The organism is Rhizobium sp. CIAT894, assembly GCF_000172795.2.
Taxonomy (GTDB): domain Bacteria; phylum Pseudomonadota; class Alphaproteobacteria; order Rhizobiales; family Rhizobiaceae; genus Rhizobium.
In genome coordinates this window covers 171,299-192,303 of sequence record NZ_CP020949.1, presented here as the reverse complement: position 1 = coordinate 192,303, position 21,005 = coordinate 171,299, and the positions used below count along the sequence as shown (strand labels likewise).

The window sequence follows — 21,005 nt, the reverse complement described above, 5'->3', positions numbered from 1 at the left end:
GCTGCGACAAATGTGTTTTTAAATAGATATATGCGTTGACGTTTGAGAATTTTTCGATAACCATCTTCATAATGATCAGCGGCGAACAAACGTCGCGAAGAGGGCCATTTGCCGACGTCGCGCTGACGCTGTCCGGGTGCAGCGTTCTTGTTGGCTCTGCAGCGGATTACGGGAGGATAAACGCAATGACAAAATTTGGAATGCACTTCAGTCTGTGGGCGCCCGAGTGGACGACAGAGGCGGCCAACGCCGCGATCCCTGAGGCGGCGCGATATGGGCTGGAAATAATCGAGATCCCTTTGTTCGAGCCGGCCAAAATCGATTTGGATCACGCAAAGTCGATAATCCGAGATCATGGTCTTCAGGCAACCGCGTCCCTTTGCCTGCCCGAAGACAAGATGGCGCACCTGGCTCCGGAAGCCTGTTCGCAATATCTGTTTCAAGTTCTCGACGCCGCTCACCACATTGGGTGCTCCATGCTGACTGGCGTCACCTACTCGGCGCTCGGCTACAAGACCGGTGTTCCCCCAACAAGTCGCGAGTACGAAGCGGTGGTTCGGGCACTGAAGCCGGTAGCCCGGCGCGCTGCTGAACTCGGCATGACGTTCGGTGTCGAACCTTGCACCCGCTTCGACACCCACATCCTCAATACGGCCGCGCAAGGAATGTGGCTGCTTGAGCAAATCGATGAACCGAATACCTTCGTCCACCTCGACACCTATCACATGAACGTAGAGGAGAATGGTTTCGACGACGGCATCCGCCGGGCCGCGGGACGCTCTCCCTATATTCACCTTTCCGAAAGTCATCGCGGTGTACCAGGCACCGGTACCGTAGATTGGGAACTGGTCTTCCGGACATTGCGCGACACCGGATTCGATGGCGATCTTGTCATTGAAAGCTTTGTCTCGGTACCGCCACAGCTTGCTTCGGCACTCTGCATGTGGCGGCCGGCCGCGCCCAATGCTGGCGCTGTACTTGATCAAGGGCTGCCGTATTTGCGCGGCTTGGCGACACGCTACGGCCTCTGAGGCGACAGCTGGCGGTGACTGGCCGCAGACGCAATTCCAAAAATCTAGAGTCCACAACGCTCACAGGAGGAGAAGAGCATGAAACGTCGTGACATTTTGAAGTTTTCTTTGGCCGCAGGCGTGGCATGGCTGGTTGCCACGCCAAACCTCGCGATGGCGGCCAACCCAGTCATGGTGACTGTCGTCAAGATTGCCGGCATACCGTACTTCGGTGCCCTTGAGCGCGGCCTGCAGGAGGCAGGGAAGCAATTCAACATCGACGTTTCTATGACCGGTCCGGCAAACATCGATCCGGCTCAGCAGGTCAAGCTGCTGGAAGATCTGATCGCCAGGAAGGTGGACGTGATCGGCCTTGTGCCCTTGGACGTCAAGGCGTGCGAGCCTGTGCTCAAGCGGGCTCAGGCAGCAGGCATCAAGGTAATTGTCCACGAGGGGCCGGAACAGGAGGGCCGCGACTGGGACGTCGAACTCATTGACTCGACCAAGTTCGGCGAAGTCCAAATGCAGAGCCTCGCCAAGGAAATGGGCGAGGAAGGGGACTATGTCGTCTATGTCGGCACCCTGACTACCCCGCTGCACAACAAGTGGGCCGACGCGGCCATCGCCTATCAAAAGGCACATTATCCCAAGATGAACCTGGTGGCCGATCGCTTCCCTGGCGCCGACGAAATCGACAGCGCCTACCGCACGACTATCGACGTGCTGAAGGCCTATCCGAAGCTCAAGGGTATACTGGCGTTTGGCTCGAACGGTCCGATCGCCGCCGGCAACGCCGTGAAGGAAAAGCACCTGAGCAAGCGGGTTGCCGTCATAGGCACGGTGCTGCCGTCGCAGGCCAAGGACCTGATCATGGACGGCGTCATTCGGGAAGGCTTCATGTGGAACCCGAGAGAAGCTGGCTATGCGATGGCTGCCGTCGCCAGATTGGTCCTCGATGGAACGAAAATCGAGGACGGGATGGATGTTCCCGGTCTCGGCAAGGCTACGGTGGATGTTCCCGGAAAGCTCATCAAGGTCGACAAGATCACCCACATCAACAAAGAAACCGTGGATGGCCTGATCGCCCAGGGTCTCTAGCTGTCCTTGCAGGAAATACCGCAGGCGGGCCCTGGCTCGCCTGCAGCAGGACCGATGCCAGCTACTAAGGGTAAAGCCCACTATGACCGCATTCCTTGAATTGGCCCATATCTCCAAGCACTTCGGCGGAGTTCGTGCGCTTCGAGATGTCGATCTGTCGCTGGAGGCCGGCGAAGTTCACTGTCTTGTTGGCGAAAATGGTTCGGGCAAATCCACCCTGATCAAGATTATTGCTGGCGTGCAGGTGCCCGATCCGGGTGGTCGCATCGTTCTTGAGGGTCGCGAACATTCTCGTTTGGACCCCATTCTCTCCACCAAGAGTGGCATCCAGGTCATCTATCAGGATCTCTCCCTCTTTCCCAATTTGTCCGTGGCGGAGAACATCGCCATCGGCAGCCACATGGGCTTGCCTCGGCCCGCGAATTGGAACCGCATAAGTGACATTGCGGCGAAAGCGATGACCCGCATCAACGTCAATCTCGACCTGGAGACGATGGTGTCGGACCTCTCTATCGCAAACCGGCAACTGGTTGCGATTTGCCGCGCCATGGCCGCGGACGCAAAGCTGGTCATCATGGACGAGCCCACCGCCTCGTTGACCCGGCATGAGGTGGATTCTCTGCTGCGTGTCGTCAACGACCTTAAGAGCAGAGACATTTGCACGGTGTTCGTATCCCACCGTCTCGATGAAGTAATGGAGATAGCCGAGCGCGTAACGGTTCTGCGTGACGGCGGTAAGGTGGGGACCTTCGATGCCAGCGAAATCACTTCGCGGCGGCTAGAGACCTTGATGACCGGTCATGAGTTCGACTATGCGCCTCCGCGGCCCGGAGGCGAGGCTGCGGAGGTTGTGCTGGCGGTTCGAAACCTGACTCGACCAGGCCACTACGAGGATATCAGCTTCGACATTCGCAAAGGAGAGATCGTCGGCCTTACCGGGCTTTTAGGCTGCGGACGGACGGAACTCGCACTCAGCATCTTCGGTATGAATCCACCATCCCGCGGTACGATCGAAGTCTCCGGGAAGCCGCTGATAGCCAGCTCCAATCGTGTCGCAATAGCCCGCGGCGTGGCTTACGTCCCGGAAGACAGGTTGATGCTCGGCCTGGCGCTGGGGCAGCCCATTTCTGCAAACATCCTCGCGACGGTCCTTGACAGCTTGGCCGGCAAATTCGGTCTCATCGACCCCGCCAAACGTGTAGCCGCAGCCGGTGATTGGATCGTTCGCCTGAACACGAAAGTGTCCGACCTCGAAAATCCTGTCGGAACTCTGTCAGGAGGCAACCAGCAACGGGTGGTGTTGGGCAAATGGATGGCCACCAAACCCCGCGTGCTGATACTCGATAGCCCAACCGTCGGCGTGGACATCAAGGCCAAGGACGGAATCTATGAGATAGTGCACCGATTGGCGGCAGAAGGCGTCGGGGTACTGCTCATTTCCGACGAAGCCCAGGAGGTCTTCTACCACACCCATCGTGTCCTGGTCATGCGGCAAGGCAAGCTCGTCAACGAAGTCCATCCGCTTTCATCGACCGAGAGAAATCTGCAAGAGGTTATCTATGCCTAAGACAATTCAACGCTGGACACGAAGTCACGAATTTTGGCTGCTTGCGGTCGTCGTCGTATTATCCATGTTTCTCACGGCAGCGACGGACAGTTTTCTGACGCTGCAAAACCTTTTCGACCTTCTCACTTCCACCTCGTTTGCAGGCATTCTTGCAGCCGGTCTGCTTGTGGTCTTGGTGTTCGGTGGGATCGACATCTCCTTTACTGCCATAGCCAGCGTCGCCCAATATGTGGCTCTCACGATTGCCAAGACCTATCCAATTGGGTGGTTCGGAGTGTTCTTCGTCGCCTGCTGCACTGGTATACTATGTGGGCTGTTCAATGCGGCTATCATTCATAAGGTTCGCATCTCTTCTGTTATTGTGACTATATCCACTCTCAATATTTTTTTTGGATTACTCATATATATCACCCGCGGCGACTATATCACCTCTCTTCCCAGCTATTTTCGCGAAGGGATCTGGTGGTTCGAATTCAGCGACAGTAATGGATTTCCTTATGCAATCAATTTCCAGGCGCTGTTGCTAGTGGTCGCATTCTTTATGACCTGGGTCTTGCTCAACAAGACAAACATCGGTCGTCAAATATATGCCATGGGGGGGAATGAGATAGCCGCCGAACGCCTTGGTTTTCATGTTTTCGGCCTGAGGTGCCTTGTCTACGGCTATATGGGGTTCATGGCCGCGATCGCATCAATATCGCAAGCCCAACTGGCCCAATCGGTTACCCCGACGACGCTTATCGGCAAGGAACTCGAAGTGCTTGCGGCTGTCATTCTTGGCGGCGCGAGTCTGACCGGTGGCAACGGCTCCGTGTTTGGCGCCGTATTGGGCGTGATGCTCATCGCAATTTTGCAGAACGGACTAATATTGCTGGGCGTGTCCTCATACTGGAATCAGTTCTTTGTCGGCTGCGTTATTCTGCTTGCGGTCTCGGCGACTGCGCTGTCTCAGCGGCGTCGGCATGCTTGACTCGCGTCTTAGGAAAGAGATCACCATGAAGCCGTCTGCCAATCGACCTCTCATATCCCGTTTCGTTCGAGAGAACGCCACGACGGTGACGCTTGCTTCCATTTTCATGGCTCTTCTAGCGGTGTTTGGCCTCATTCTCGGCGATCGGCTACTGAGTGTGGGAACATTTCAGTCGATAGCCTTTCAGACCCCGGAACTTGGCATTCTTGCTCTTGCGATGATGCTTGCGCTCCTTTCCGGCGGGCTGAATTTGTCGATCATTTCGACCGCCAATCTCTGCGCTTTGACGATAGCGTCGGTATTGCAGTTCACAATTCCATGGGGCGCTTCCGGAAGCGTGCTTTGGCTCACCTGGCAAGTCGGTGCGGTTGCCGCGGGCCTCGCCGTCGCAATCCTGGTAGGCCTGCTGAACGGCTTCATCATCGCCTATTTCGGTGTATCCCCCATTCTGGCCACACTGGGGACCATGATCGCCTGTAAGGGTCTTGCCATTGGACTGACGCGTGGAAATGTCTTGTCAGGCTTTCCAGATCCAATCGTTGCGATTGGAAATGGAACCTTTCTGGGCGTACCGCTTGCGTTCCTGCTGTTTGGTGTCCTTTGCGTGTTCGTGTCGGTGGTTCTTCGGCGATCATCCTTCGGTCAGAAGCTCTACCTTGTCGGCGCCAACGAGAAAGCTGCCCAGTTCTCGGGCATACATGTCAAACGAGTTTTGCTTTTGACGTATGCCTTATCGGGCGCGCTTGCAGGATGCGGCGGGCTTGTAATGATGGCCCGATTCAATTCTGCCAACGCGTCCTATGGCGAGAGTTTCCTTCTCATCAGCATCTTGGCGGCGGTTCTGGGGGGCATCAATCCATATGGCGGCACCGGAAAAGTATCAGGGTTGTTTGCTGCGTTGCTGCTCTTGCAGCTGATCTCCTCCGCGTTCAATTTGATGAACTTTAGCCAGTTCCTGACAATTGCCATCTGGGGGGCACTTCTGATCGGCGTTTCCGCGCTCCGCGCAGGCACGGGCATATTCGGTCGGTTGCTCCTTTTCGAATTCTGGAGAGCAAAGAGCGCCGTGTCCGAAAAAGCCTGATCTGTTCGTTCTGGAAAGCGGACGGAGGATGCCTTAACGACTGTGGCGCTCGAAAATGTCCGCACCAAATCACGGAGCTGAGCCGGCGTGGAGCACCATCGATGTGCGGAATTGCTGTGCGATTGTCACTTGCCGAATAGATATGAGAGAGAAATTCAGTTCATGGACAAGCTTGTGCAATTGCGTCAAATGACGAAGGTAGTCGCCGACACCGCTGACGTTGAAGCCGTCAAGCGCCTCAAGCCAATGGATTGTACCACCAATCCCACCATTGTGCTCCAGGCGCTAAAAACTCCTATCTTCCATGAAGATTTCGAGGAAGCACTCGAGTGAGGGAGAAAGGCCTCCGCCGAAGGTGCGCTGTATCTTCGTCGCGCTGTGGATGTGAAGAATATCTGGATCCCCTACGGAGAATAAGGGATCCAGCTCTGGTCACCTGAGCGGTAGGAGAACCGCTCCGAAAGACGAGAGCAAACGGAACTTGAGGAAACCGCAAGGCGTAGAGGCCTGGCGGTTGTGGGGTCCATTCTGCGGCGCAGCGTCGCTGTGAAATAGTGCAATTAAGGGAGGACTTCCATGCTGAAGAATATCGATCCGGCTCTGAACGCGGACGTGCTGCACGCGCTCCGCTCCATGGGGCATGGCGACACGGTCGTCGTTTCCGACACCAATTTCCCTTCGGATTCCATTGCCCGTCAAACGGTGCTCGGCAAGCTGCTGCGGATCGACAATGTCTCCACCACCCGCGCCATCAAAGCCATTCTTTCGGTGATGCCGCTGGATACGCCGCTGCAGCCATCTGCCGGACGCATGGAAATCACGGGCGCGCCGGACGAGATTCCGCCGGTGCAGCAGGAAGTCCAGGCCGAAGTCGACGCTGCAGAGGGTAAGCCGGCGCAGATGTATGGCATCGAGCGTTTCGCCTTTTATGAGGAAGCCAAAAACGCGTATTGCGTCATCGCCACCGGCGAAACCCGCTTCTACGGCTGCTTTCTGTTCACCAAAGGCGTGATTCCGCCGGAAACCGTTTGAAGGGAACGATCATGAAGGCGGGTGTTTCGATCCTCGGGATTTTCGTCGCCGACACGGCCTATCTGGCCAGGCGCATGCCCAACGTCGGTGAAACCATCACCGGGACGGGTTTTTCCGTAGGTCCTGGCGGCAAGGGTTCCAATCAGGCGGTTGCCGCTGCTCGCGCCGGTGGTGCAGTCTCCTTCATCTCAAAGATTGGCCGCGACACGTTCGGCGATATGGCGCTGAAGACCTACGCGGAAGAAGGGGTGACGCCGAAAGTCGTGCAGATGGACGATATGCCGACCGGCGCGGCCTTCATCTACGTCAATGACGGTGACGGCGACAATGCGATTATTGTCTATCCAGGTGCCGCAGGCACCATCGGCGTTGGTGATGTCGAGGCGGCACGCGAGACCATCGAGCAATCGGCTGTTTTCGTGACCCAGCTCGAACAACCGGCCGAAGCGGCGCAGCGTGCCCTCGAAATCGCCCATGCGGCCGGCGTCACCACTGTTTTCAATCCTGCGCCGGCCGAGCCGTTTCCAGACACGATCTATCCGCTCTGTGACTATATCGTGCCAAACGAAACCGAAGCAGCCGCCATCGTCGGTTTTCCGCTCGACACGCTCGACGACGCCAGACGGGCTGGCGACGCCTTTCTTGCCAAGGGCGCGAAAGCCGCGCTGATCACCCTGGGTGGTCGCGGTGTGCTCTATCATACGGCCGGGCAATCGGTTCATGTTCCGGCGATCTCGTCGGGAGCCGTCATCGATACCACCGGCGCCGGCGACGCATTTGTCGGTGGCTTCTCGGCAGCGCTCTCGCGGGGCGCTAGTCCGGTCGAGGCCGTGCGCTTTGGCTGCGCGACCGCCGGTATTGCTGTGACGCGGCGGGGTACCGCGCCTGCGATGCCGAAGATCGAGGAAATCGAGGCGCTTCTCCAGGAAAGGGGCGCCGCATGACCCGCAACGATCCGGTCAAACATTTCTTCATCTGGCCTGCCCTGCTGATCGTCCTGGTGATCTCGATCTTTCCGCTGATCTATTCGCTGACGACCAGCTTCATGAGCCTAAGGCTCGTGCCGCCGATCCCCGCGCATTTCGTCGGCTTCGGCAACTATGCGGAACTGCTCCAGAACCCGCGCTTCTGGAATGTCGCCTGGACGACGACGATCATCGCTTTTATCGCCGTGACGCTGCAGTATGTCATCGGTTTTTCCGTGGCGCTGGCGCTCAACCGTCGCGTGCCCGGCGAAGGTTTGTTCCGGGTCAGCTTCCTGGTGCCAATGCTCGTGGCGCCCGTTGCCGTCGCGCTCATTGCCCGCCAGATCCTCAATCCCACGATGGGTCCGCTCAACGAGTTGATGACCGCCTTCGGCTTTCCCAATCTGCCGTTCCTGACGCAAACCAGATGGGCTATCGGCGCCATTATTTCCGTCGAAGTGTGGCAGTGGACACCCTTCGTCATCCTGATGCTTCTTGCCGGGCTGCAAACCCTGCCGGACGATGTCTACGAGGCTGCCGCGCTTGAAAATGCCAGTCCCTGGCAGCAGTTCTGGGGGATCACTTTCCCGATGATGCTACCGATTTCGGTGGCGGTGGTCTTCATTCGCCTCATCGAGAGTTACAAGATCATCGATACGGTGTTTGTGATGACCGGCGGAGGACCTGGCATTTCGACCGAAACGCTCACCTTGTTCGCGTATCAGGAGGGCTTCAAGAAGTTCAACCTCGGCTACACGTCCGCCCTGTCCTTCCTGTTCCTGATCGTCATTACCGTGATCGGGCTCGTCTATCTTGCCATCCTGAAGCCATATCTGGAGAAGCACAAATGAGCGTGCGCAACCTCAAAGGATCCGGCCGCTGGTGGGCGCTCGCAGGCTGCCTGCTGTGGCTCGCCTTCACCTTCTTTCCGCTTTACTGGGTGGCGATCACCTCGTTCAAATCGCCGCTCGGCGTCGTCGGCGGGCCGACCTATATTCCGTTCGTCGATTTCGACCCGACGCTGACGGCCTGGAGCGAGCTTCTGTCGGGCGCGCGCGGCCAGTTCTACAACACCTTCATCGCCTCGACGATCATCGGGCTTTCGGCATCGGTGCTGGCCACCTTCATCGGATCAATGGCAGCCTATGCGCTGGTGCGCTTTACCTTCGAGGTCAAGCTGCTGTCCGGCGTGATTTTCGTCGTCATCGCCTTCGGCGGATATCTGCTTGGCCGCCATGTGCTGGGCTATGGACAGGCTATTTCGCTGATCTACGCCTTTGTGGCAGCGCTTACGCTCGCCATCGGTTCCAGCCGGATCAAGCTTCCTGGGCCGGTCCTCGGCAATGACGATATCGTCTTCTGGTTCGTGAGCCAGCGCATGTTTCCACCGATCGTTGCCGCCTTCGCCCTGTTCCTGATGTATACGGAAATGGGCAAGATGGGGTTCAAGCTGGTGGATACCTATATAGGCCTCACCTTCGCCTATGTCGCTTTCTCGCTGCCGATCGTGATCTGGCTAATGCGCGATTTCTTCGCGGCACTGCCGGTTGAAGTCGAGGAGGCGGCGATGGTCGACAATGTGCCGTCGTGGAGAATTTTCTTCGGTATCGTCCTGCCGATGTCCAAGCCAGGCCTGATCGCGACATTCATGATCACGCTGGCCTTCGTCTGGAACGAATTCCTGTTCGCACTCTTCCTGACCAATGCCAAATGGCAGACCCTTCCCATTCTCGTCGCAGGCCAGAACAGCCAGCGCGGCGACGAATGGTGGGCGATATCGGCAGCCGCCCTGGTCGCGATCATACCCATGGTCGTCATGGCGGGCATTTTGAGCAGGCTGATGCGGTCTGGCCTGCTTTTAGGAGCGATAAAGTGACCGTTCAACAACCCTAGTCATTGTTCAATTCCGGGGAGGAAAACATGAGAAGTTTGCTATTGAGTTCGACGGCCGCGGCCCTGCTTGCTGCGGCGGGCACCACAACCGCGCTTGCGTGCGAACCGGATTATACCGGTGTCACGCTCACCGCCACGACGCAGACGGGGCCATATATCGCCTCTGCGCTGCAACTCGCGGCCAAGGGCTGGGAAGAAAAGACCTGCGGCAAGGTTAATGTCGTCGAATTTCCGTGGTCGGAACTCTATCCGAAGATCGTAACCTCGCTGACCTCGGGCGAAGACACGTTCGACGTGGTCGCCTTCGCACCGGCCTGGGCACCGGACTTCACCGACTATCTCTCGGAAATGCCGAAAACGATGCAATCGGGTGCCGACTGGGAGGACATTGCCCCGGTTTACCGCGAGCAACTGATGGTCTGGAACGGCAAGGTCCTGTCGCAGACCATGGATGGTGACGCGCATACCTATACCTACCGCATCGACCTTTTCGAGAACGCCGACAACCAGAAGGCCTTCAAGGAAAAGTACGGCCATGATCTCGCGCCGCCGAAGACCTGGAAGGAATATCTCGATATCGCCGAGTTCTTCCAGCAGCCGGACAAGGGCCTCTGGGGCACGGCGGAAGCCTTCCGCCGTGGTGGCCAGCAGTTCTGGTTCCTGTTCAGTCACGTGGCGGGATACACCAGCCATCCCGACAATCCCGGCGGCATGTTCTTCGATCCTGACACGATGGATGCGCAGGTCAACAATCCGGGCTGGGTCCGCGGCCTGGAGGAATATATTCGCGCCTCGAAACTGGCACCGCCAAATGCGCTGAACTTCTCCTTCGGCGAAGTCAATGCCGCCTTTGCCGGTGGCCAGGTCGCGGAATCGATTGGCTGGGGCGATACCGGCGTCATCGCCGCCGACCCGAAGCAGTCCAAGGTCGCCGGCAACGTCGGTTCGGCATCCCTGCCGGGATCCGACGAGATCTGGAACTACAAGACCAAAAAGTGGGACAAGCAGCCCGAGGTCGTCCAGACTTCCTTCATGGCCTTCGGCGGTTGGCAGGCAGCCGTACCGTCGTCTTCCAAGAACCAGGAGGCCGCTTGGAACTATATCCAGTTCCTGACGAGCCCGGCGGTTTCCGGTCAGGCGGCCATCACCGGCGGCACAGGCGTCAACCCGTACCGTCTGTCGCACACGACAAATACGGCGTTGTGGTCGAAGATCTTTTCCGAGCGTGAGGCCAAGGAATATCTTGGAAGCCAGAAGGACGCGGTGACCGCCAAAAACACGGCACTCGACATGCGCCTGCCGGGCTACTTCTCCTATACGGAAATTCTCGAGATCGAGCTTTCCAAGGCGTTAGCTGGAGAAGTGACGCCGCAGCAGGCGCTCGATACCGTGGCAGACGGATGGAACAAGCTGACGGACGAGTTTGGTCGTGACAAGCAATTGGCAGCCTATCGCTCGTCGATGGGCCTTCCTGCGAAGTAGGCGTCCCCAATAAATCCCATCCCCGCGGTGCCGGGATGGGATCAGACATCGTGGAAGGAAGAAAGAACCATCACCGCTTAGGGCAGGCGATGGAGTTCTCATGAAAAGGTTACAGCATGTCGCAGGTGCGTTTGGATCAGGTCACCAAGTCTTTTGGCAGCGTAGCGGTCATTCCTCCGCTCGATCTGGTGATTGCCGACAAGGAATTCGTGGTTCTCGTCGGGCCTTCCGGCTGCGGTAAGACAACCACGCTGCGGATGATTGCGGGGCTAGAACAGGCGACATCCGGAGAAATCCGCATCGGCGAGCGGGACGTTACGACGTTGCGTCCAGGTCTGCGCAATTGCTCGATGGTGTTTCAGAATTATGCGCTCTATCCACATATGACAGTTGCCGAAAACATCGGCTACGGCATGAAGGTGCGTGGAACGCCAAAGGAGGACATCAATGCCGCAGTTGCGAATGCCGCACGCATTCTCAATCTCGGTGCCTATCTCAACCGCAAACCGAGCGCGCTTTCGGGCGGTCAACGTCAGCGCGTCGCCATCGGCCGGGCCATCGTGCGTCAGCCGGATGTCTTTCTGTTCGACGAGCCTCTGTCCAATCTGGACGCCAAGCTGCGTATCGAGATGCGCACCGAGATCAAACTGCTGCATCGTCGTCTGCAGACGACAATAGTCTATGTCACTCATGACCAGGTGGAAGCGATGACCATGGCCGATCGCGTCGTGGTCATGAACCAGGGACGCATCGAGCAGGCGGCCGATCCGATCACGCTGTATGAGTCTCCCAAAAATCTCTTCGTCGCGGCCTTCATCGGCGCCCCCAGTATGAATTTTGTCGAAGGGAGGCTGGAGGCTGACGGCGGCGGCGTTGTTTTCCGGGCGGACGGCGATGTAGCCATTACCGTTCCCGCGCGCATGGTGAAGCATCTCTCGGCGGGTATTGGCCAGGCAGTCGTTCTCGGTATTCGGCCGGAGCATACGATGACTGCGGACCCGGCCTTTCCGACGATTCGCGTGCACGTCGCGGACATCGAACCTCTCGGCCCTCACACACTTGCCATCGGGAAAGCTGGTGCGAGTGCCTTTACCGCTCAGATCCACGCCGCATCCCGGGTCAGGCCCGAAGACATGATCGATGTCCCGATTGATCCGGAAAAGATGCATTTCTTCCTGAAAAGCACCGGCGAGGCATTAAGGCTAGACTGATAGACGACCATTCGCCTGGCAGTTGCCATGATGGCGTTCCGACACCTTAACCAAGGGCAACAAGAGCCTCGGCGGCGTCTCCGTCGATAACAAGCCCGTTGACGACACCGCTCTTCAGCAGCCCTCTTGCTGCAGCTGATTTCTCCTGTCCAGCGATCAGCAGGATCACGGGAATCTTCATCAGTTCGTCGAAGCCGAGGGCAATCGTTCTTCTGTTGAGATCGTGGTCAACCTGCTTTCCTTCGCTGTCGAAGAAAATTCCGTTGGTGTCACCGACTGCCCCACATCGTCTGAGGCTTTCCAGTTCGGCGCGCGAGATCATGCCTTGACGGCGCAACAGAGAGGTCTCCGTCAGTTCACCTGCGCTGATGAAGCACACCGCTGCCGAGCGGGCGATCTCCAGCGCTTTGACGACTGAGCGTTGCGACAAAAGGACCATTCTGTCTTCGATCGTATCCGCAATGAACGGGACCGGCAGAAAAAAACCCTCGCCACCCGTTCGCCGTGCCAGCGCATGTACCACCTCAAACGGATTGTAAGCGCTGTTTGCGGTCAGCGACCCCATGATGGAAATGAAGCGGGCATGGGGCGCGCGAACGCCAGCAAGCTGCAGCGTCATTTGCTCGATGGTGCGACCCCATCCGGTGCCGATGGTCACCGATTCGCTTTCTGATAGAAGCGATTTCAAATGGTTGGCAGCGGCAACGCCGACCGCCCGGAAGGCGATCTGCTTTCGCACCTCGATCTCCACATCCTTGGCTTCCTTGAAGCCGAAGGCCGGTGTGGAAATGCAGAAATCAAGCCGGAAGCGCTCCCGCAGAAGGTCCTCGACCGGCAGCATGCCAACGCGCTGATGGTCGATGGAAATGCTGACCAATCCGCTGTCGCGGGCTTCCGAGAGCATTTTGTTGACACGCGCGCGCGTGACCCCGAGCCGTGTGGCTGTCTGCTCCTGGTTGAGGCCACCAACATAATAAAACCATGCGGCGCGCACCATCAGGGCTTCTTCTGTATCGGACATGCTTCCTCCCAAATTACAAATGTATTTTTGTTTGACATTTGTAACTAAGTCAAATTACATCATGTCATTCGCTGTTAATGACCGCGAATTGTGAAGCGGGTCAATGTGGACGACCCGTATGCGGAGGAGAACGCAATGACCAAATTCCTGAAGCGGATGGCTGCGGCCACCGCTATGACAATTCTTATGGGCGCTGCCAGTGCGAGCGCCATGGACATCGCATGGGTCCATGCCAACGCTGCGGCGCAGTCAGAGCAGCGGGTGAAGGCCGGTTTCGACGGCTGGCTGAAGGAAAAGGGCAAGGACTGGAAGATCAGCCTGCTCGACAGCGGCGGATCGGGCGAGCGGACGGCGTCAAACCTGCAGGACGCGGCCTCGCGTGGCGTGGACGCCATCGTCATCACCATGGCCGATCTGCGCGCATCGCGGGCAGCCCTGGATGCGGCCATTGCCGCCAAGATCCCGGTCTTTACAGTCGATAGCGGTTATATCACCGGTGTGATGGTCGATATCACTACCAACAACTGGGCCATGTCCTCAAGCGTGTCTCCGTACCTTCTCAATGAGCTGGGCGGCAAGGGCAACATCATTTTCCTGCGCATGGCCGAGCATCACGGAACGCGCAAGCGCGGCGACGTGATGGAGACCATCCTCAAGGAATATCCCGACATCAAGGTTCTGGCCGAACACAATATCGACTACACCGCCTTCTTCGAAGACACGACATCGACGATGCAGGATTACGCAGCCCGCTTCGGCGATCAGATCAATGCCGTCTGGGCGCCGTGGGACGAGCCGGCACAGGCTGCTATCAACGCGCTGACCGCTGCGGGCCTGAAAAACGTCAAGGTCATCGGCATCGACGGACATCCGCAAGCGGTCGAAGAAGTCTGCAAGCCGGACAGTCTGATGATCGCCACCGTCAGCCAGCCCTTCGAGAAGATGGGCGTACAGGTCGGCGACTGGATCGAGGCCATCGTCGAGAAAAAGGAAGACCCGGCAAAGGTCATCCCGTCGAAGACCGTCTATCTCGACGCGCCGCTCGTGACGAACCAGAACTGCAAGGATTTCCTCCCCAAGTGACTGCTAGGCCGGTCCCGGCGCAGGTCGGGACCGGCAGTCACCGGACCATATGTGAGGAGAGACCCATGTCGGTCAGGCTATCCGAAATTGTCATGCAATATCCCGGCACCCGCGCGCTCGATAACGTCTCGATCGATTTCCGGTTCACGGAGGTCCATGGGCTGATCGGTGAAAACGGTGCGGGCAAGACGACGCTTGTCAGTATCCTCGGCGGTAGCAAACAGCCGACTGGCGGGGCCATCGCCATCGACAGCCAGCCGGTCACGCTGCACAATCCGGGAGACGCGCTGCGCAAAGGCATCGCCCATGTCTCGCAGGAAGGCAGCCTCGTACCGGGTCTCAGCGGCGCGCAGAACATTCTGCTCGGCGATGAGCCGAAACTTGGTTTCGGCATCATTAATAAGGCGAAGTTGCGCCAGCGCGCCCGTGATCTGCTTACCCGCTGGTTCCCGCAACTGGATATAGACCTCGACGCATCCGTTGAGAGCTTGCCCATGGCCGACCAGAAGGTGATCGAGATCGTCCGGGCATTGCGCGGCGATATCCGCCTGCTCATTCTGGACGAACCGACCGCCACACTTCCCGCCCGCGAGAAGGAAAGCCTCTGGAGCATCATCAGGACGCTTCCGTCAAACGGCGTCGGCATCGTGCTGATCAGCCACTTTCTCTCCGAAATCAAGGCGCTCAGCGACCGTGTTACCGTGCTGCGCGACGGGCGGCATATCGCCACCCTTGCGGCAGACGAGACCAGCGAGGCGCAACTGATCGACATGATGCTGCAGCGCTCCGGCAAGACAGACTCCACTGCCGCAGATTCCGCAAAATCGCCCGTCGCAGGCGAGACTGTGCTGGAGATCCGTGACTGGAAGACAGGCAACGTGCGGGTGAATGCGTTTTCGGTCCGCGCTGGTGAAATCGTTGGTCTCATCGGCCTGACCGGAGCCGGGCATTTCGGCTTTGCCCGCACGGTTTATACCGGAACGGGCGCTGTGGCCGGAACCTACCGGTTATGTGGCGAGGATCTGAAGACCGTAGATGCGCGCACCATGCAGCGCAAGGGCGTCGCCTTCATCCCGGACCAGCGCATGGAAAATTCGCTTATCGGTGAGTGGGACGTGGGTGAAAACCTCGCCATGGTGCATCCCGATCACGGGGCGTTCGGCACCACAGGCGTTATCTCGCTTGCCCGCGAAGCGCGGGAAGCCAATACTATCATGGCACTCCTCAATGTGAAGGCGCATTCGCACAGCCAGATGATCAAGGATCTGAGTGGCGGCAACAAGCAGAAGGTCTCGATCGGCAAATGGCTCTACGGGGCCGGGGACCGCTACCGCCTGATGATTTTCGTCGAGCCGACCGAAGGCGTCGATATCGGCGCCAAACGCGAGATCCATGCGCAGTTGCGCAGGCTTTCTGCGCAAGGAGCGGCGATCGTCGTCGCCTCGTCGGACCTGCTCGAAATTGCCGATATCGCCCACCGCGTCGTTCCCTTCGTCAATGGCGAGGCAGCACCCGGCCTTGATCGCCCGGGCTTTTCCGAGGCCCGTTTCATTTCCGCCATGGCAGGAGTTTCCCCATGATCGCCGAATCCCCAGCCTCATCCAAGGCGGCCCGTACAGGCGCTGCGTCTTCCAGCCCCGTGCGCCGCGACTGGATGCTGAAATACAGCACGCTCTTTGCACTCATCCTGCTCTTTCTCGGCTTCGCGCTGACGGTCGACCGGTTTCTGACCACGTCCAATCTACTCAACATCATCCAGCAGATCTCGATGCTGACCATCGTCGGGGCAGGGTTGACCTTTGGCTTTGCGGCCCGCGAGATGGACCTGTCCGTCGGCTACATGGTCGGCCTCGCCGGCATTCTGGTGCCGCTGCTTTTGATCTCCGGCGTGCCGCTGCCCTTGGCGCTTCTGGCTGGTATCGCTGCAGGCTTCGCTGTCGGCGCAGTCAATTCGGCGCTGGTCACGCTTGTCGGCGTGCCGTCGTTGATCGCCACGCTTGCCACCGGCTCGATCCTGTACGGCATCAACTTCTTGATGACCGGTGGCCGCGCCATCTATGGCGGTTTGCCGGAGGAATATCTGTTTCTCGGCCAGGGCCAGCTTTTCGGCATTCCGGTGCTTGCCTATTTCATGGTCGCGTTCGTGGTGCTTGCCTGGTTCCTGATGGAGCGCACGATTTTCGGCCGCTACATCTATGCGGTTGGCGGCAATCTGAAAGCGGCTGAACTCTCCGGCGTTAACGGCCGCTTCTACCGCGCGGCCGCCATGATCGTCTGCAGCGTGTTTGCGGGCATTGCCGGCGCGCTTCTGGCCGCCCGTCTGGGCTCCGGCCAGCCCAATGCGGGCGAACGTTACCTGCTGGATGGCCTTGCCACCGTGTTCATCGGCATGACGATGTTCCGGCCGGGCACGGCGACGATTGCCGGCACCTTCTTCGGCGCGCTGTTCATCGGCGTCATCAACAACGGCCTGAACCTGATCGGCATGGACACCTACATCCAGAGCATCGTCAAGGGCCTCATCATCCTGATTGCGGTGGCCATCGTTTCCCGCACCACCAAGCTCAAGCTTCTCTGAGATCGAGGACGGTATTTCCATGACCATCAAAACCGAACTGTCAGGCGAGGGGAGGGCCACGCAAGGCCCCGCCAACTCCAATCTTCTGGATCTCTATCGCACCATGCGACGCATCCGCACCTTCGAGGAGCGTGTCGGCGAACTCTTCGTTCGCGGCCAGTCGGCCGGCTCAATGTTGCATCTGTCCATCGGCGAGGAATCGACCGCCGCCGGGGTCTGTGACGCCATGCAGCCGCAGGATACCTTCACCACACATCACCGCGGCCACGGCATCTTCCTGGCGCGCGGCGCCGATCCCAAGCAGATGATGGCGGAAATCGGCGGCAAGGAAACCGGCTATTGCAAGGGCAAGGGCGGATCGATGCACATCGCTGATATGGCGCTCGGGCATCTGGGCGCCAATGCCATCGTAGGCGGCGGCATTCCAGCTGTGGTCGGGGCGGGCCTGTCCTCCAAATATTTTAAGAAGGGGTCCGTCTCCATCGCCTTCTTCGGTGACGGCGCGATGCAGCAGGGCATTCTCTATGAGAGCATGAACATGGCGGCCCTTTGGGATCTGCCTGTCCTGTTCGTGTGCATCAACAACCAGTATGGCATGGGCACCCGCGTCGATCAGGCCACCCGCAACACGGCCTTCGATCAGCGCGCCAAGGCCTTTGGGCTGAACGGCGCGGTCGTGGACGGTCTCGACGTCGAGGCCGTGCAATCCGCCGCCCGGTGGCTGGTGGACGATGCGCGCGCGGGCAAGCCCGGATTTCTTTCCATCGACGTCTACCGTTTCTTCGGCCACGCCCGCATGGACAAAAGCCCCTACCGGAACGAAGAGGAAGAGCTGGAAGGCCGCAAGAAGGATCCGGTGCGCTTTGCCCGCGACCGCCTGATCGAGACCGGTCTGGAAAAGGAAGCCGCCCTCGACGATCTCGATAAAACCATCGCGGCCGAAATGGACGCCACCATCGACTTCTCTGTCGACTCCAAGGCGCCCCCGCTCAGCTCGATGTTCCGCGACGTCTATGCGGTCGGCGAGCCAGAACCGGAGCCCGTCAGAACCCGTATCGACCGCGTACTTGCCAGGGATGAAGCATAATGACCGCGATGACCTACAGAGACGCGCTGCGCAAGGCGCTGGACGATGCAATGACGGAAGACAAGTCCATCGTCGTCATCGGCGAGGAAGTCGGTCGCTACGGCGGCGCGTATGGTGTCACCAAGGATCTCATCAAGATCCACGGCGCGGACCGGCTGATCGATACGCCGATTTCGGAACCTGCCATCATCGGCACCGCCGTCGGCGCGGCCATGACGGGTCTGCGCCCCGTGGCCGAGCTGATGTATATCGACTTTCTCGGCATGACCATGGACCAGCTCGCCAACCAAGCAGCGAAAATCCGCTATATGTTCGGCGGCCAGACGGGCGTACCGATGGTGCTGCGCACGCAGGGCGGCACGGGCCGGTCGGCCGGCGCTCAGCATTCCCAGAGCCTTGAGGCCTGGGTAATGCACACGCCGGGCCTGCGGCTCGCCATGCCGGCGACTGTGGCCGATGCCTATCATCTGCTGCGCCAAAGCCTGACCAAACCCGATCCGGTCGTCTTCATTGAGCACAAGGCGCTCTACACCCATAAGGAAGACGTGGATCTCGACGCTGAGCCTCTGCCGTGGGGCAAGGCCGCCGTGCGCCGCGAAGGTAAGGATCTCGTCATCGTCACCTATTCGCGTCAGGTGCATTATGCGATGGAGGCAGCAGAAGCCCTGTCAAACAAGGGCATAGAAGTGACCGTGATCGACCTTCGTACGCTCAATCCGCTCGATTTCGATACGGTGCGCGAGCATGTGGAGCGCGTCGGCAAGGCGATGGTGGTGACGGAGGCCGTCATGACATCCGGCGTTGCCGCTGAGCTTTCGGCCCGTATCACCGAGGAATGCTTCGATTTCCTCGAACAGCCGGTCGTGCGCGTGGCGGGCGAGGATATCCCGATCTCCGTATCGCAGGACCTTGAGACCAACAGCGTTCCCACCGCCGCCCTGATCGCCAGCACTGCCGAGAGAATGGTGAGATGACAGAACGAATTCTGAAGATGCCTCGCCTCGGCGAGACCATGGACGAGGGAAAGGTCGTCGGTTGGCTCATCCAGCCGGGCGATGCCTTCAAGCGTGGCGATCCGATCGTCGAAATCGAAACCGACAAGACCGTCGCCGAATATCCAGCGCTTGGCGACGGCACATTGCATGATATCATCGCCCTTGTCGGCGATATGGTGGAAGTCGGCCAGCCGCTCGCCCGCGTTGATATAGGCATCGGCCCGGACTGGACCGCCGAGGATGGCGAAATGCCTGCCGACGAGCCAGCCGCTCCGGCCCCGGCGACGGGTCCGGTGGAAACCGATCTCGACATGCCGCGTCTCGGCGAGACCATGGAAGAGGGCCGCGTTGCCAAATGGCTGAAGGCGCCGGGCGACAGCTTCGCGCGCGGTGAGGCGATTATCGAGATCGAGACGGACAAGACGATTGCCGAATTCCCGGCGCTGATGGATGGAACGCTTGTTTCCATTCTGCGGGGCGACGGGGAAATGGTCACAGTTGGAGAGCCCATCGCCCGCATTTCGATAGCGGCATCGGACGCTCGGGAGGCGAAACCAGCTGAGATCGAAGCCTCGGTCGTCGCGGCTGTCCCCGTTCCGGCACACGCCAATATTCGGCAGCGCGCGACTGGCGGACCGGTTCGTGCAACCCCCGTGGCACGTCGCCTAGCCCGCATCAACGGCGTGGATCTCCAGACCCTTGCGGGCACGGGGCGACGGGCGCGCGTGGAAAAAGCCGATGTGCTTGCAGCCTTGTCAGAAAGTCCACAGACAAGCGGCAAGTCGCTGGACGGTGTCCTGTTTGCCGACCTTCCACGCGGCCGCATGGCCTATCTCGATACGGGCAAATCGGGTGCGCGCACGGCCCTTCTGCTGCATGGGTTTGCGGGCGACCGCACGACTTGGGCAGCCATTGCCTCTGGCCTGAAGCGCGCCGGACATCGTGTGCTCATTCCCGACCTGCCCGGCCATGGGCTGACGGAGATTGCGGCCTCCACCGCGGTGGATCTATCCGCCGATCTCGCCGCGTTCCTCCAGCGCGTTGCACCGGCCGGGTCGATCGATATTGTCGCGCATTCGCTCGGGTGCGTGGCGGCCGTGGATTTCGCGGTGACGGCGCCGGATCGTGTCGGATCGCTGACGCTTCTCGCCCCTGCCGGTCTCGGGCCGGAGATCGATGGTGATTTCGTCCACGGCATGGCGCGGGCAACGGTTGCGGCGGAAGTGTCGCATCTCCTGCGGCGGCTGTCGGTCAACCCCGTGCCGCTTTCGGATGGCGCACTTGCAGTCCTTGCCGGGGATCTCGCCAAGGGGCGTCTGGCAGCGCTTGCCGCCGCTATTGCCGGTCCATCCGGGCAAAAGGTGGACAGCTTCGCCAAGCTCGAAAAGCTGGCAGCGAGCGTGGAAACCCGCGTCATCTTCGGTCTGGAAGACCGCATCATTCCGTGGCGGCATGTCACGTGCGTATCGCCGCGTGTCGCCATCCATCTCCTGTCCCGCTCCGGCCATATGCCGCAATGGGACCAGCCGAAGGATGTGCTTGATATCCTTCTTTCCGAAAGAGCATGAGGTCTATCGATGAGCACTGCAACAGACACTCTGAAAGACGCCCAGCGGCGGATTGGTACCTTTGCCAGGACCAGCCCAGAGTTATTCGGCGGCTTTGCCCGCATCAGCAAGGTGGCGACGACTGCAGGCGCATTCTCGTCGGCGCAGCGGGAACTGATCGCGGTCGCCATTGCCGTGTCGAAGGGGTGCGAGGATTGCATCGTCTATCACGTCGATGCCGCCATGAAGCACGGGGCAACCGAGGCGGAACTGGTGGAAGCGCTTGAGGTGGCTGTCGAAATGGGTGGCGGTCCGGCGGTGATGTATGGCGCAAAGGCGCTGGAAATCCTGCGGGCACTGCAATAGCGGAAGAGGTCTGCCG

19 protein-coding genes and 1 pseudogene are annotated in these 21,005 nt (G+C 59.3%); 19 read left to right on the top strand and 1 reads right to left on the bottom strand.

Annotated elements, in window-relative coordinates; all coding sequences use genetic code 11:
* The first annotated feature begins 185 nt into the window (after positions 1 to 185).
* The 12 genes and pseudogenes from RHEC894_RS23615 (at position 186) to ugpC (ending at position 12,312) form a co-directional block, all read left to right on the top strand.
* Positions 186 to 1,031 carry a sugar phosphate isomerase/epimerase gene (locus tag RHEC894_RS23615; protein WP_085739507.1) on the top strand — a complete coding sequence of 282 codons (846 nt, stop codon included), beginning with the start codon at positions 186 to 188 and terminating at the stop codon, positions 1,029 to 1,031.
* A gap of 78 nt (positions 1,032 to 1,109) precedes the next feature.
* On the top strand, positions 1,110 to 2,108 hold the full coding sequence (locus RHEC894_RS23610) for a substrate-binding domain-containing protein (RefSeq protein ID WP_085739429.1): 999 nt from the start codon (positions 1,110 to 1,112) through the stop codon (positions 2,106 to 2,108).
* Positions 2,109 to 2,190: 82 nt separating this feature from the next.
* Positions 2,191 to 3,675 (top strand): sugar ABC transporter ATP-binding protein, encoded by a 1,485-nt coding sequence (locus tag RHEC894_RS23605; RefSeq protein ID WP_085739428.1) that lies wholly within the window; start codon positions 2,191 to 2,193, stop codon positions 3,673 to 3,675.
* Positions 3,668 to 4,645: an ABC transporter permease gene (locus RHEC894_RS23600; protein WP_085739427.1), complete on the top strand. Its 978-nt coding sequence runs from the start codon at positions 3,668 to 3,670 to the stop codon at positions 4,643 to 4,645. The genes RHEC894_RS23605 and RHEC894_RS23600 overlap by 8 nt, the downstream gene beginning before the upstream one ends.
* A gap of 25 nt (positions 4,646 to 4,670) precedes the next feature.
* A complete protein-coding gene (locus RHEC894_RS23595) occupies positions 4,671 to 5,729 on the top strand; it encodes an ABC transporter permease (RefSeq protein ID WP_085739426.1) in 1,059 nt (352 codons plus the stop codon).
* Between the two features lie 162 nt (positions 5,730 to 5,891).
* Positions 5,892 to 6,059: pseudogene (locus RHEC894_RS23590) on the top strand (transaldolase family protein); the annotation flags it as partial.
* A gap of 246 nt (positions 6,060 to 6,305) precedes the next feature.
* Positions 6,306 to 6,761, top strand: coding sequence for an RbsD/FucU family protein (locus RHEC894_RS23585; RefSeq protein ID WP_085739425.1), 456 nt, complete (start codon positions 6,306 to 6,308; stop codon positions 6,759 to 6,761).
* A gap of 11 nt (positions 6,762 to 6,772) precedes the next feature.
* On the top strand, positions 6,773 to 7,705 hold the full coding sequence (gene rbsK / locus RHEC894_RS23580; RefSeq protein ID WP_085739506.1) for a ribokinase: 933 nt from the start codon (positions 6,773 to 6,775) through the stop codon (positions 7,703 to 7,705).
* Positions 7,702 to 8,577 carry a sugar ABC transporter permease gene (locus tag RHEC894_RS23575; RefSeq protein ID WP_085739424.1) on the top strand — a complete coding sequence of 292 codons (876 nt, stop codon included), beginning with the start codon at positions 7,702 to 7,704 and terminating at the stop codon, positions 8,575 to 8,577. The genes rbsK and RHEC894_RS23575 overlap by 4 nt, the downstream gene beginning before the upstream one ends.
* On the top strand, positions 8,574 to 9,602 hold the full coding sequence (locus RHEC894_RS23570) for a carbohydrate ABC transporter permease (RefSeq protein ID WP_085739423.1): 1,029 nt from the start codon (positions 8,574 to 8,576) through the stop codon (positions 9,600 to 9,602). The genes RHEC894_RS23575 and RHEC894_RS23570 overlap by 4 nt, the downstream gene beginning before the upstream one ends.
* A gap of 44 nt (positions 9,603 to 9,646) precedes the next feature.
* Positions 9,647 to 11,101 (top strand): extracellular solute-binding protein, encoded by a 1,455-nt coding sequence (locus tag RHEC894_RS23565; protein ID WP_085739422.1) that lies wholly within the window; start codon positions 9,647 to 9,649, stop codon positions 11,099 to 11,101.
* A gap of 116 nt (positions 11,102 to 11,217) precedes the next feature.
* Positions 11,218 to 12,312: a sn-glycerol-3-phosphate ABC transporter ATP-binding protein UgpC gene (ugpC, locus tag RHEC894_RS23560; RefSeq protein ID WP_085739421.1), complete on the top strand. Its 1,095-nt coding sequence runs from the start codon at positions 11,218 to 11,220 to the stop codon at positions 12,310 to 12,312.
* 46 nt (positions 12,313 to 12,358) lie between these two features.
* On the opposite strand, the gene RHEC894_RS23555 is transcribed toward ugpC, so the two are convergent.
* A complete protein-coding gene (locus tag RHEC894_RS23555) occupies positions 12,359 to 13,333 on the bottom strand; it encodes a sugar-binding domain-containing protein (RefSeq protein ID WP_085739420.1) in 975 nt (324 codons plus the stop codon).
* Positions 13,334 to 13,468: 135 nt separating this feature from the next.
* On the opposite strand from RHEC894_RS23555, the gene RHEC894_RS23550 reads away from it, so the two are divergent.
* From RHEC894_RS23550 to RHEC894_RS23520, 7 genes are all read left to right on the top strand, one after another.
* Positions 13,469 to 14,416, top strand: coding sequence for a substrate-binding domain-containing protein (locus RHEC894_RS23550; RefSeq protein ID WP_085739419.1), 948 nt, complete (start codon positions 13,469 to 13,471; stop codon positions 14,414 to 14,416).
* A gap of 65 nt (positions 14,417 to 14,481) precedes the next feature.
* On the top strand, positions 14,482 to 15,996 hold the full coding sequence (locus RHEC894_RS23545) for a sugar ABC transporter ATP-binding protein (RefSeq protein WP_085739418.1): 1,515 nt from the start codon (positions 14,482 to 14,484) through the stop codon (positions 15,994 to 15,996).
* Entirely contained in the window at positions 15,993 to 16,994 is a 1,002-nt protein-coding gene (locus tag RHEC894_RS23540; protein WP_085739417.1) for an ABC transporter permease, read from the top strand. Before RHEC894_RS23545 ends, RHEC894_RS23540 begins: the two co-directional genes overlap by 4 nt.
* A 19-nt stretch (positions 16,995 to 17,013) precedes the next feature.
* Positions 17,014 to 18,081 carry a thiamine pyrophosphate-dependent dehydrogenase E1 component subunit alpha gene (locus RHEC894_RS23535; RefSeq protein WP_085739416.1) on the top strand — a complete coding sequence of 356 codons (1,068 nt, stop codon included), beginning with the start codon at positions 17,014 to 17,016 and terminating at the stop codon, positions 18,079 to 18,081.
* Entirely contained in the window at positions 18,081 to 19,055 is a 975-nt protein-coding gene (locus tag RHEC894_RS23530) for an alpha-ketoacid dehydrogenase subunit beta (RefSeq protein ID WP_085739415.1), read from the top strand. Before RHEC894_RS23535 ends, RHEC894_RS23530 begins: the two co-directional genes overlap by 1 nt.
* Complete coding sequence (locus tag RHEC894_RS23525; protein ID WP_085739414.1) at positions 19,052 to 20,644, top strand: acetoin dehydrogenase dihydrolipoyllysine-residue acetyltransferase subunit; 1,593 nt, start codon at positions 19,052 to 19,054, stop codon at positions 20,642 to 20,644. The genes RHEC894_RS23530 and RHEC894_RS23525 overlap by 4 nt, the downstream gene beginning before the upstream one ends.
* 9 nt (positions 20,645 to 20,653) lie before the next feature.
* On the top strand, positions 20,654 to 20,989 hold the full coding sequence (locus RHEC894_RS23520; RefSeq protein WP_010062968.1) for a carboxymuconolactone decarboxylase family protein: 336 nt from the start codon (positions 20,654 to 20,656) through the stop codon (positions 20,987 to 20,989).
* Positions 20,990 to 21,005: the final 16 nt, after the last annotated feature.

Excerpts from the sequence above, each read along its gene's own strand:
- RHEC894_RS23615 (WP_085739507.1), top strand. The coding sequence starts at position 186 with ATGACAAAATTTGGAATGCACTTCAGTCTGTGGGCGCCCGAGTGGACG.
- RHEC894_RS23610 (WP_085739429.1), top strand. The coding sequence starts at position 1,110 with ATGAAACGTCGTGACATTTTGAAGTTTTCTTTGGCCGCAGGCGTGGCA.
- RHEC894_RS23605 (WP_085739428.1), top strand. The coding sequence starts at position 2,191 with ATGACCGCATTCCTTGAATTGGCCCATATCTCCAAGCACTTCGGCGGA.
- RHEC894_RS23600 (WP_085739427.1), top strand. The coding sequence starts at position 3,668 with ATGCCTAAGACAATTCAACGCTGGACACGAAGTCACGAATTTTGGCTG.
- RHEC894_RS23595 (WP_085739426.1), top strand. The coding sequence starts at position 4,671 with ATGAAGCCGTCTGCCAATCGACCTCTCATATCCCGTTTCGTTCGAGAG.
- RHEC894_RS23585 (WP_085739425.1), top strand. The coding sequence starts at position 6,306 with ATGCTGAAGAATATCGATCCGGCTCTGAACGCGGACGTGCTGCACGCG.
- rbsK (WP_085739506.1), top strand. The coding sequence starts at position 6,773 with ATGAAGGCGGGTGTTTCGATCCTCGGGATTTTCGTCGCCGACACGGCC.
- RHEC894_RS23575 (WP_085739424.1), top strand. The coding sequence starts at position 7,702 with ATGACCCGCAACGATCCGGTCAAACATTTCTTCATCTGGCCTGCCCTG.
- RHEC894_RS23570 (WP_085739423.1), top strand. The coding sequence starts at position 8,574 with ATGAGCGTGCGCAACCTCAAAGGATCCGGCCGCTGGTGGGCGCTCGCA.
- RHEC894_RS23565 (WP_085739422.1), top strand. The coding sequence starts at position 9,647 with ATGAGAAGTTTGCTATTGAGTTCGACGGCCGCGGCCCTGCTTGCTGCG.
- ugpC (WP_085739421.1), top strand. The coding sequence starts at position 11,218 with ATGTCGCAGGTGCGTTTGGATCAGGTCACCAAGTCTTTTGGCAGCGTA.
- RHEC894_RS23555 (WP_085739420.1), bottom strand. The coding sequence starts at position 13,333 with ATGTCCGATACAGAAGAAGCCCTGATGGTGCGCGCCGCATGGTTTTAT.
- RHEC894_RS23550 (WP_085739419.1), top strand. The coding sequence starts at position 13,469 with ATGACCAAATTCCTGAAGCGGATGGCTGCGGCCACCGCTATGACAATT.
- RHEC894_RS23545 (WP_085739418.1), top strand. The coding sequence starts at position 14,482 with ATGTCGGTCAGGCTATCCGAAATTGTCATGCAATATCCCGGCACCCGC.
- RHEC894_RS23540 (WP_085739417.1), top strand. The coding sequence starts at position 15,993 with ATGATCGCCGAATCCCCAGCCTCATCCAAGGCGGCCCGTACAGGCGCT.
- RHEC894_RS23535 (WP_085739416.1), top strand. The coding sequence starts at position 17,014 with ATGACCATCAAAACCGAACTGTCAGGCGAGGGGAGGGCCACGCAAGGC.
- RHEC894_RS23530 (WP_085739415.1), top strand. The coding sequence starts at position 18,081 with ATGACCGCGATGACCTACAGAGACGCGCTGCGCAAGGCGCTGGACGAT.
- RHEC894_RS23525 (WP_085739414.1), top strand. The coding sequence starts at position 19,052 with ATGACAGAACGAATTCTGAAGATGCCTCGCCTCGGCGAGACCATGGAC.
- RHEC894_RS23520 (WP_010062968.1), top strand. The coding sequence starts at position 20,654 with ATGAGCACTGCAACAGACACTCTGAAAGACGCCCAGCGGCGGATTGGT.